Source organism: Aeromonas sp. 25-AL00135 (genome assembly GCF_054052385.1).
Genome location: NZ_JBSTYQ010000002.1, coordinates 291978 through 301948 on the forward strand (window position 1 = coordinate 291978; position 9971 = coordinate 301948).

A 9971-nucleotide genomic window follows, 5' to 3' on the forward strand; every position below is an offset into this window, starting at 1 on the left:
CGAGGGGGAATACAGCAACATAAGAGGGGCACTTCACCTTCACTTCACCGAGCGGGGGTAGGGTAGCTTCACGTTTTCAGTTGGAGCTTTACCCTATGCCCACCATAGTCACTCACGCTGCCGTCCCTCTCTGCCTTGGGCTCGGGCTTGGCAGCCGGATTATCCCGCCGCGCCTGCTGCTGGCGGGGGTCGCCATCGCCATGCTGCCCGATGCCGATGTGCTCGCTTTCAAACTGGGGATCGCCTACGGCCATGTCTTTGGCCACCGCGGCTTTACCCACTCATTGCTGTTCGCCTTTGCCCTGCCCACATTGGCCATGCTGTTTCATCGCCAGTTAAGGGCCCGCGCCGCTACCGTCTGGTCGTTTCTGCTGGTCTCTCTGCTCTCCCATAGCCTGCTCGATTCCCTCACCACCGGCGGCAAGGGGGTTGGCTGGCTCTGGCCGTGGCGGGACGAGCGTTTCTTTGCCCCGTGGCAGGTGATCCGGGTTGCCCCCTTCAAGCTGGAGGCCTATCTCACCGCCCGAGGTGAAGCGGTGATCCTCTCCGAGCTCTACTGGGTCTGGCTGCCGGGGGTTGTATTGATGCTGGGGTTGATGGGATTGAGGGTGTGGGGCAGGCTGCCTAGGGAGGGGCGCTGAGACTGGAAGCCAGGTGATGAAGATAGTCATAACTGTGCCATTGGGCGGCACAGAGAGCGAGCAGGGCTGAAGCCCCAAAGGCACCTAGATCCCAGTGCCGGAGCAATACCCGCAATGCATGCAGTATGCAGAGACCCAGACTAACCAGATAAATGAGGGTTAACATTCCTTCAATCAAATCCGATATGCCGTAGGGTTCATTTGGGTTGTGATAAAGCAGTTCATAGCCAAATGTGCGAAATCCGAGTCTTAACAGAAACAGTGAAAAGCAGAGGGTGGCCAGTCGCTTTGTTTCTCGACTGATTTCTGTCATGCAACTTTCAAGTATTCCAACGTTTACTTATGGGGCTGAGATGCAGCAGAGCTGGGACGCCCATCTTTTTAAATGTTGGCTATGCTACGCCTTGCTCAGAAAGGTGGGTGTCCAAGATTTGTGTTCTGACAAAGAGTCCAAATCAAAATAAGGACGAAGTATCAGTAATGCTTCAGAAACTAACCTCAAATAAGCGCTATCATTTCAATAAATGAACTTTCATATTTCCTCAATAACGACTAACGCTTCAAGCACTGGTGAAGCATTGCTGCGCCCAAGAGATTTGACCTGTTAGGCTGACTACCTGACCTAGTACATGTAAATTTCTTCATTGGTTTCACTTAGTTCAGTTAATGTATAATACTTCCCATCAGTAGGTGAACGCATATCTGAATATGTATACAAGAGTCTAAAAACATCAATACCTTCACAAGAGTTAATTCGACAAACAACCTCTTCCGATAGCGCTAGTTTTTCTTTGCTTTCAGAAATAACAAAAATGAATAATCTAGGCTTGTCTTCTGAGTGACCGCAAGAAAAAATATTGAGATCTCTCCATGCAATAAACTTATCTAAATGAGATATTGAAAACTCTTCGTATATATCATAGTGGTGCGCTACGTATACATATTCAGAAGTCTTCTCAAGTTCCCCCATACATGTAAAATACATGAAGTCTCGTGGTTCATACATTAATGGGACTATATCAAGACGTCCATACTCTGAATACTTGTGATACTTTTCGTTCAGAAACTTGAAAAGCGCTAGCTCTACGATATCTGAATGCTGTGGCATTCCTGCAATAGAAATAAGCCTACTTTTACTGTCATGGTTGATGGTTTGGTTTTTTGGTACTAAAATTTTCCATCCGCACCTTGTATTTTCTACATTCGTGCGAGTTACTTCGACCCAGTAGCAAACATCACGTTGTTCGTCGCATATAATAATAATTACAGGTAGTGAATGAAGTAGCCAGTATTTAAGGTGCTTGTTTTCACCATAAAAAACATAGCCATGTTCTTTTTCATGTTTTAAATATGACATCCCTGTTTTAATTTGCGCGGCAATTAGGCGGCCGGTACCTTCTCTGTTTTCGTTTACTATTTCAATGTGACCGTCAATGCCAAGATCATTCTTTGGTTGCTCACGGAAGATCCAAGAAAGCTCTCGCTTTACCTTTAATGAAACAAGATCAACTCCAATATCACCAGTTTCATCCGCTTCTGAATAATTCGACATGCATAAACCTTAGAGTCAATAATTTCAGTTTAACGCCGCATTCAGCGGTTTGTCCACTGCAATACATTGTTATATTTTAGTAGCTGGCCTTATGATAATGGCTGCAAGTTATGAATTTTTTATCCCGTATGTTGGGCTAAGAATCGTAGGTTGGTGCTGAACGAAGTGAAGCCAAACGTTTACCGAGAATATATCTGTAAATCGGTTTTACGGAGCTGCCATATCCATATTTATCCCGCTCTGATGGTGGCAATAAGGCTCGTCTGTTGGGCTTCGCTACGCTAGGTGCTAACCTGCAAAAACCACGCTACCGCCCCTGAGTTCCAGCTCCCAGTCCGCTGCTGTTAACCTGCGAGATTGCAACAATCGCTGTCATGGCGTTCTTCCGATAGATTGATTGTCATTCGGGTATCTTAAAGGCGAGGGTAGAGCGTTGAGAAGCGCGTTTTGGTGAGAATCTGTGTTGGATCAACAAATTAGTCATCGGTTGTGCTTTGGGTTAGCCGCTGGTTTGGCTAGCAATGTGTCAGGCCCCTCACCCTAACCCTCTCCCAGAGGGCGAGGGGATCAACGAGGGAGATGGGAGCAACATGTCGGGAGCTGTTAGCGGGTACAAGCGAGATAAAAAGAAAGGGAGCCGATCGGGCTCCCTTTTACATGGTTATGTGAACTGGCAACTCGAGGTCACAATCAGTTGGCCCCATACCCAACCTTATCGATTGGTCGCGGCCTTCATCCCTTCCACAAACTCTTTCAGACGAGTGAGCATATGCTCCGGGTTCTGGTGGTGGGTCTCGATGATCTTCACCACGGCGGAGCCGGAGATGGCACCGGCGGCGCCGGCGGCGATGGCTTCACGCACCTGGGCCGGTTCGCTGATGCCAAAGCCGAGCAGGGCGGGGGGGGCGTTGAACTCGCGCAGGGTATTGATGAGACCTTCCACCGGCATGCTGGCCTTGGTCTCGGCACCGGTGACGCCAGCACGGCTCACCAGATAGGTGTAGCCATTGCCGAGCTCCGCCACCTGTTTCAGGGTCTCGGCGTCGCCATTGGGCGGGGCGATAAAGATGCTGTCGATGCCAAACTTGTCGGCAGCCGCCTTGTAGGGGGCGCACATCTGCACCGGCACGTCGGCGACCAGCACCGAATCCACGCCCGCCTGTTGGCACTTCTCGTAGAAGCCGTCAATTTTGCGCACATAGACCAAGTTGGCGTAGACCAGCAGGCCAATCGGCAGCTGCGGGTACTTGGCGCGGATGCGGCCAAGCAGCTCGAAGCAGTCGTCCGGGGTGGTGTGGCTGGCAAAGGCGCGCAGGGCGGCGCCCTGAATGGTGGGGCCATCCGCTACCGGATCGGAGAAGGGAATGCCGAGTTCGAGGGCATCGGCGCCCCCTTCTACCAGCGCATCGACGATGGCTAGCGAGAGTTCTGGAGTCGGGTCACCCAGCATCACGAACGGCACAAAGGCGCCCTGATTGGCTTCATCCAGACGGGAGAAGAGTTGTGCGTAACGGTTCATGACAAGGTTCCTTCTTTTTCAAAGATGTCAGCGACGGTGAAGATATCTTTGTCGCCACGGCCGGAGAGGTTGACGATGAGCACCTGCTCTTTTTCCGGTTCACTGCGGGCCATCTTGAGGGCGTGGGCCAGCGCGTGGGAGGACTCCAGCGCCGGGATGATGCCTTCGGATTTGGCCAGCTCCTGGAAGGCGTCCAGCGCCTCCTTGTCGGTCACCGAGGGGTACTCGGCGCGGCCGATGGCGGCCAGATGGGCGTGCTGCGGGCCAACGGAGGGGAAGTCCAGCCCCGCCGAGACGGAGTAGGACTCCTGGATCTGGCCCTGATTATCCTGCATCAGATAGGAGTGCATGCCAAAGAAGACCCCCTTGCTGCCGTGACCCAGCGGCGCACCGTGCTCGCCACTTTCGATGCCGTGACCGCCCGGCTCGACGCCGATAAGGCGCACTGAAGGCTCATCGATAAAGTCGGCAAACATGCCGATGGCGTTCGAGCCGCCGCCGACGCAGGCGATCACCGCATCGGGCAGTCGCTCTTCCTTCTCGAAGCACTGGGCCTTGGCCTCTTCGCCGATCATCTTCTGGAACTCCCGCACGATAGTGGGGAAGGGGTGCGGACCGGCGGCGGTGCCAAGCAGGTAGTGGGCCGACTCGTAGTTGGCAGCCCAGTCGCGCAGTGCCTCGTTGCAGGCATCTTTCAGGGTGCTGGAGCCGGAGTGCACCGGAATGACGGTGGCGCCCATCAACTTCATGCGAAAGACGTTGGGCTTCTGGCGCTCGCAATCCTTGGCACCCATATAAACCCGGCACTTGAGGCCGAGCAGGGCGCAGGCCAGCGCAGTCGCAACGCCATGCTGACCGGCACCGGTCTCGGCGATGATCTCGCTCTTGCCCATCCGCTTGGCCAGCAGTGCCTGACCCAGCACCTGGTTGGTCTTGTGGGCGCCGCCGTGCAGCAGGTCTTCACGCTTGAGATAGAGGCGGGTCTTGGTGCCCTTGGTCAGATTGCGGGTCAGGGTGAGCGGAGTCGGGCGACCGGCATACTCGGTCAGCAGGGACTGAAATTCGGCGATAAAGGCCGGATCATCCTTGGCATCGACAAAGGCTTTCTCCAGCTGGAGCAGGGCCGGGATGAGGATTTGGGGTACATACATACCGCCAAATTCGCCGAAAAACGGGTTGAGCAGGGTCATGGCTTCTTCCTTGTATTAGCTAAATCGAAACATCAAAAAGGGTTGCGTTACAGGTTGCGCAGTGCGCCGAAGGCGGCTGCAATCTTGTGCGCATCCTTCTGGCCCGGGGCACTCTCCACCCCGGAGTTGAAATCAAGGCCGAGGCAGCCCACTTGCGCCGCCTGCAGGGCGTTGTCGGGATTAAGGCCCCCCGCCAGCATCAGTTTGCTCTTGTCGAGCGTGGCCAGCATGGCCCAGTCGAACGCCTGACCGGTGCCACCGCTCTGGCTGCCGACTTTCGTATCCAGCAGCAGGCGATCCGCCGGGTAGTCGAGGGCGGGCAGGGGCTCGCCGCTTTCTTTGCCGAGAGAGACGCCTACGGCCTTCCAGATCTGGCAGCCGGTCGGCAGCAGCGGACGCAGAGTATCGATATAGGCGGCATCCTCATCCCCATGCAGTTGCACCGCGGCTAGCCCCAGCGCATCCACCGTCTTGGCAATGGTGGCGGGCTGGGCGTTGCGAAATACCCCGACATAGGCGAGCGGCGCACCCGCCATCACGGCGCGGGCGGCGGGGATGTCCACATAGCGCGGGCTTTTGGCCACAAAGATAAGACCGCCGAACACCGCGCCCGCCTGATGGGCGGCGGCGGCGTCCTCGGCGCGGGTGAGGCCGCACACCTTGTTCTGGCCCAGTATCAGCTTGCGCACTGCGGCTTCCAGATCCGGCTCGGCCATCAGGGAGGAGCCCACCAGAAAGCCCTTGGCGTGGTGGCGCAGATCCGCTACCTGAGCGCGGTGGTTGATGCCGGACTCGCTGATCACCACCCGATCGCTCGGGATATCTTTAGCCAGCTGTTTGGTGCGGTTGAGATCGACGCTCAAATCGCGCAGATCCCGGTTATTGATGCCAATGACCGGCGCGCCCAACGCGATGGCCCGGGTCAGCTCTTCCTCGTTGCTTACCTCGGTGAGTACGCCAAGGCCCAGCTCCTTGGCGACCGCGAACAGGGCACGATAGCCCTCGTCGGTGAGCACCGAGAGCATCAGCAGGATGGCGTCCGCCTGATAGTGGCGGGCCAGATAGACCTGATAGGGGTCAATCATGAAATCCTTGCAGAGCACCGGCTGACTGACGCGGCTGCGCACCCGCGGCAAAAAGGCGAAATCCCCCTGAAAGAACTTCTCGTCGGTCAGCACCGAGATGGCGGTGGCATATTTGCCATAGATATCGGCGATCGCCTCCGGGCTGAAGTCATCGCGGATCAAGCCCTTGGAGGGTGAGGCCTTCTTGCACTCCAGAATAAAGCGGGTGGAGCCCGCCTTGAGCGCCCCGACGAAATCCCGATCGCTTGGGGTCAGCGCGCTCTGGAAGCTCTCCAGCGGCTGGGCCAGCTTGCGGGCGGCGACCCACTCCTGTTTGGCCGCCACGATTTTACCGAGGATGGTCTGGCTGATGGAGGCCATGTTCAGAAAAGCATGGGGGGCAATAAGGTCTGACATCTCGTTATCCTTGCGAAACTGGCTCTTGCCCTGCGGGCGTTCTGAATGACTGTTATGCAATGTGGTGGCTGACATCATGCCTCCTGATGACCCGCTTCCTGATGGCTCAAAGTGGCCAGCCGAGCGGCCAGATCCGCTGCCTTGCCGCTCGCCAGCACTGCCAGCACCTCGGCCGCCGCGCTCTTGAGATCTTTCGCCTTGCCCGCCATCAGCAGCAGTGGCGCCACATTGGCGGCAATGGCGGCGTTGTGGGCCGGAGTGCCACGCCCTTCCAGAATGGCGGCAGTGATGGCACGGTTCTCTTCAGGCTCACCACCCTGAATGGCGCTCACCGGATAGGTCTCGAGGCCAAAGTCAGCCGGGGTGAGCAGAAACTCGCGGATCTCGCCGTCACGGATCTGGGCCACCTGGGTCGGGCCGTGAATGGCAATCTCGTCGAGCCCGGCGCCGTGAACCACCATACCGGTTTTCAGCCCCAGTGCCAGCAGGGTTTCTGCGATGGGGCGCACCAGCTCGGGGGCATAGACCCCCATCAGCTGATAGGTGGGGCGAGCGGGGTTGATAAGCGGCCCCAGCACGTTGAACAGGGTGCGGGTCTTGAGGGCTTGGCGCACCGGCATGGCATGGCGCACCCCGGCGTGGTACTGGGGGGCGAACAAAAAGCAGATGCCGAGCTCGTCCAGACAGCGGCGCGCCTGCGCCGGGCTCATGTCGAGCTTGATGCCCATTTTGTCCAGCAGATCGCTCGAACCCGACTTGCTCGAGACCGAGCGGTTGCCATGCTTGGCCACTTTCAGGCCGCAGGCGGCGGCGACCAGCGCCGAGGTGGTGGAGACGTTGATGGTGTTGAGACCATCGCCACCGGTGCCGACGATGTCGCAAAATTCATAGTCCGGACGCGGGAAGTCGCGCGCTTCTGCCAGCAGCGCCTCGGCGGCACCGGCGATCTCCTCCGGGGTTTCCCCCTTGATCTTGAGGGCGGTCAGCAGGCTTGCGAGCACTATGGGATCCACTTCGCCACGTACCACCTGGCCGAAGGCGTCGCGGGTACTTTCACGGCTCAGAGACTGACCCTGATAGAGGGTGTTGAGATGTTGATGCATGTTGGTCTCCTTACCTTAACGCACGCTGCTTTCTGGGCGGGTGATATGGGCGAGCGCCTGAGTCAGCAGGCGGGCCCCTTCCGAGGTCATGATGGATTCCGGGTGGAACTGGAAGCCCAGTACCCGCTCATCCTGCTGCTCGATGGCCATGGGCATGCCCTGATAGTGGGCAATCACCGTCAGCTCTTCCGGTACATAGGTGGCGACCAGCGAGTGGTAGCGGGCCACCGGCAGCGGGCTCGGCAGACCAGCGAAGGCGCCGTGGCCGTTGTGCTCAATCAGGGACCGCTTGCCGTGGACGATCTCGCCCGCCGCACCGACGGTGCCGCCGTAGGCTTCACACAGAGCCTGATGGCCGAGGCAGATGCCGAGGATGGGCACCTGACCGCGGGCCAGCTTGATAAGGTCGATGAGGCAGCCCGCCTCGTGGGGGGCGCCCGGCCCCGGCGAGAGCACCAGCACGGCGTCCCCTTCGCAGGCGGCGATCTCGCTCATGATGCGGCTCGCCGGCAGGCTGTTGCGGTAGATCCGCACCGGATAACCGAGGGAGCGGAACTGATCGACGAGGTTGTAGGTAAATGAATCGAAGTTGTCGAGCAGGAAGATATTAGTCATGGCTCACGTCCTTATGTTGCTCCTGCTGGGCGCTCAGGGCTTGCAGGGAGGTGCCATGGCTGGCTGCGATGGCGGCCAGTACGGCGGCCGCCTTGGCGCGGGTTTCGTCCGCTTCGGCTTGCGGCTTGGAGTCATAGACCACCCCGGCACCGGCCTGTACGTGGGCCACGCCATCTTTCACGAAAGCGGAGCGGATGACGATGCAGGTATCCATCTCGCCTGCGCCGTTGATGTAGCCAACCGCGCCGCCGTAGCTGCCGCGGCGCTTGCCTTCCACCATGCGAATAAGCTCGCTGGCGCGGATTTTGGGGGCGCCGGTGAGGGTACCCATGTTCATGCAGGCCTGATAGGCGTGCAGGGCGTCAAGGTCGGCGCGCAAGGTGCCGACTACCTTGGAGACCAGATGCATCACGTGGCTGTAGCGATCCACTTTCAGCAGCTCCTTGACGTAGCGGGTACCGGGCTCCGAGATGCGGGCGATGTCGTTGCGGCCGAGATCCACCAGCATCAGGTGCTCGGCCACCTCTTTCTCATCCTGACGTAGCTCCAGCTCGATACGGCCATCGAGATCCCGGTTGATGCTGCCATCGGGGTTGAAGCCGCGGCGGCGGGTACCGGCGATGGGGTACATCTCCACATCGCGGCTGGCGGCGCAGAATTTCACCGCGCTCTCCGGCGAGGCGCCAAACAGGGTGAAGCCCTCATCCTGCACGTAGAACATGTAGGGGCTGGGATTGGTCTGCTTGAGGCGGCGATAGGCGGCCAGGGGGCTCGGGCAGGGTAGGGAGAAGCAGCGGGACGGCACCACCTGGAAGATGTCGCCACGGCGGATAAAGCCCTTGAGCTTCTCCACCTCGGCGCAGAACTGCTTGTCGCTCTTGTCCACGCTCATGCCACCGGTCAGGGGCTGGTTGGTCAGCTCGGCGCTTAGAGGTTGCTGGCAAATCTGTTTGAAGTCGGTGAGTCGTTCGGTCAGGCGGGTGTATCTGTCTTCAACCTGGCTTTCGTCGCTGTCGCCGCCAAAGATGCAGGCCAGCAGTTGAGTGGTGCGCTCGATATGGTCGATGGTGATCAGGGTTTCGGCCACATAGAAGCAGTAGTCGGGGCAGTCGTTGCTACCTTCCGGCACGTCGGGCAGATCTTCAAATGAGGCGATGAGGTCGTAGGCAAAGCTGCCCGCCATAAAGAGCGCCTCTTTACCCAACTGGCAATCAAGCTCCCGCTGCAGGGTGCGCAGCACGTCCAGCACGCTGCTCCCCTTGAGGCGGGAATCTTCGTCTTGCTCCCGATCGGAGGCAGGGAAGTCGAGTTGCAGCTCGCCATCTACCAGCGAGCGGGCAACCACCGCAGGCAGCCGCTCGGCCAGCAGGCTTTGCAACTGGGCGCCGTTGTCGTTCAGGCTGCGCACCCGCACGGTGCGACCACGGCACTCGATGCGCAGGCAGGCATCGACCAGCAGCAGGCTCTGTTTGCCTGCCTTGGAGTCGATCTCCACCGATTCCAGCAGCAGGTTGTTGGGGCGGCCCTGACAGAGGCGGGTATAGAGCGCCAGCGGATCGGCCACATAGGGGGCGTTGAGCTTGAGGGTATCGAATTCACCCAGAGGAAGGCGATGTGTGGCTGTCATAGTGCGTTCCCTTGCGTGTGATGCGTTTTACCGATGTTCATGACATTGAATTCCTTAGAAATTTAATTGGTCCGGGGTGGCAGGTTCAGGGGCGCCATCGCCAGGTCAGCTTGCTTGTCTGAATTCTCGGTTTCATCACAGGTCCATTTGCCGTGTCTAGTCCTGAAATAGGTTTACACATTTTCAACTAGCATTTCTCTACTCAGAACCCCCTATGTACCGCATCGGGGGTTCTGTATTTCA

8 protein-coding genes are annotated in these 9971 nt (G+C 58.1%); 1 reads left to right on the plus strand and 7 read right to left on the minus strand.

Annotated elements, in window-relative coordinates:
• Positions 1 to 95: 95 nt before the first annotated feature.
• On the plus strand, positions 96 to 641 hold the full coding sequence (locus tag ACW5XC_RS02855; RefSeq protein WP_042054971.1) for a metal-dependent hydrolase: 546 nt from the start codon (positions 96 to 98) through the stop codon (positions 639 to 641).
• 622 nt (positions 642 to 1263) lie between these two features.
• On the opposite strand, the gene ACW5XC_RS02860 is transcribed toward ACW5XC_RS02855, so the two are convergent.
• From ACW5XC_RS02860 to ACW5XC_RS02890, 7 genes are all read right to left on the minus strand, one after another.
• Complete coding sequence (locus tag ACW5XC_RS02860; protein ID WP_052451229.1) at positions 1264 to 2193, minus strand: DUF4365 domain-containing protein; 930 nt, start codon at positions 2191 to 2193, stop codon at positions 1264 to 1266.
• 712 nt (positions 2194 to 2905) lie between these two features.
• Entirely contained in the window at positions 2906 to 3712 is an 807-nt protein-coding gene (gene trpA / locus ACW5XC_RS02865; RefSeq protein WP_042054972.1) for a tryptophan synthase subunit alpha, read from the minus strand.
• Entirely contained in the window at positions 3709 to 4902 is a 1194-nt protein-coding gene (trpB, locus tag ACW5XC_RS02870) for a tryptophan synthase subunit beta (RefSeq protein WP_005347359.1), read from the minus strand. The genes trpA and trpB overlap by 4 nt, the downstream gene beginning before the upstream one ends.
• A gap of 47 nt (positions 4903 to 4949) precedes the next feature.
• Complete coding sequence (gene trpCF / locus ACW5XC_RS02875; RefSeq protein WP_042054974.1) at positions 4950 to 6458, minus strand: bifunctional indole-3-glycerol-phosphate synthase TrpC/phosphoribosylanthranilate isomerase TrpF; 1509 nt, start codon at positions 6456 to 6458, stop codon at positions 4950 to 4952.
• Positions 6458 to 7486 (minus strand): anthranilate phosphoribosyltransferase, encoded by a 1029-nt coding sequence (gene trpD, locus ACW5XC_RS02880; RefSeq protein ID WP_042054975.1) that lies wholly within the window; start codon positions 7484 to 7486, stop codon positions 6458 to 6460. Before trpD ends, trpCF begins: the two co-directional genes overlap by 1 nt.
• 15 nt (positions 7487 to 7501) lie before the next feature.
• Positions 7502 to 8101 carry an aminodeoxychorismate/anthranilate synthase component II gene (locus ACW5XC_RS02885; protein ID WP_005359135.1) on the minus strand — a complete coding sequence of 200 codons (600 nt, stop codon included), beginning with the start codon at positions 8099 to 8101 and terminating at the stop codon, positions 7502 to 7504.
• Positions 8094 to 9728: an anthranilate synthase component 1 gene (locus tag ACW5XC_RS02890; protein WP_042054977.1), complete on the minus strand. Its 1635-nt coding sequence runs from the start codon at positions 9726 to 9728 to the stop codon at positions 8094 to 8096. The genes ACW5XC_RS02885 and ACW5XC_RS02890 overlap by 8 nt, the downstream gene beginning before the upstream one ends.
• Positions 9729 to 9971: the final 243 nt, after the last annotated feature.

Bases quoted from the DNA above. Each gene is read 5' to 3' on its own strand.
- ACW5XC_RS02855 (WP_042054971.1), top strand. From the start codon at position 96: ATGCCCACCATAGTCACTCACGCTGCCGTCCCTCTCTGCCTTGGGCTC.
- ACW5XC_RS02860 (WP_052451229.1), bottom strand. From the start codon at position 2,193: ATGTCGAATTATTCAGAAGCGGATGAAACTGGTGATATTGGAGTTGAT.
- trpA (WP_042054972.1), bottom strand. From the start codon at position 3,712: ATGAACCGTTACGCACAACTCTTCTCCCGTCTGGATGAAGCCAATCAG.
- trpB (WP_005347359.1), bottom strand. From the start codon at position 4,902: ATGACCCTGCTCAACCCGTTTTTCGGCGAATTTGGCGGTATGTATGTA.
- trpCF (WP_042054974.1), bottom strand. From the start codon at position 6,458: ATGTCAGCCACCACATTGCATAACAGTCATTCAGAACGCCCGCAGGGC.
- trpD (WP_042054975.1), bottom strand. From the start codon at position 7,486: ATGCATCAACATCTCAACACCCTCTATCAGGGTCAGTCTCTGAGCCGT.
- ACW5XC_RS02885 (WP_005359135.1), bottom strand. From the start codon at position 8,101: ATGACTAATATCTTCCTGCTCGACAACTTCGATTCATTTACCTACAAC.
- ACW5XC_RS02890 (WP_042054977.1), bottom strand. From the start codon at position 9,728: ATGACAGCCACACATCGCCTTCCTCTGGGTGAATTCGATACCCTCAAG.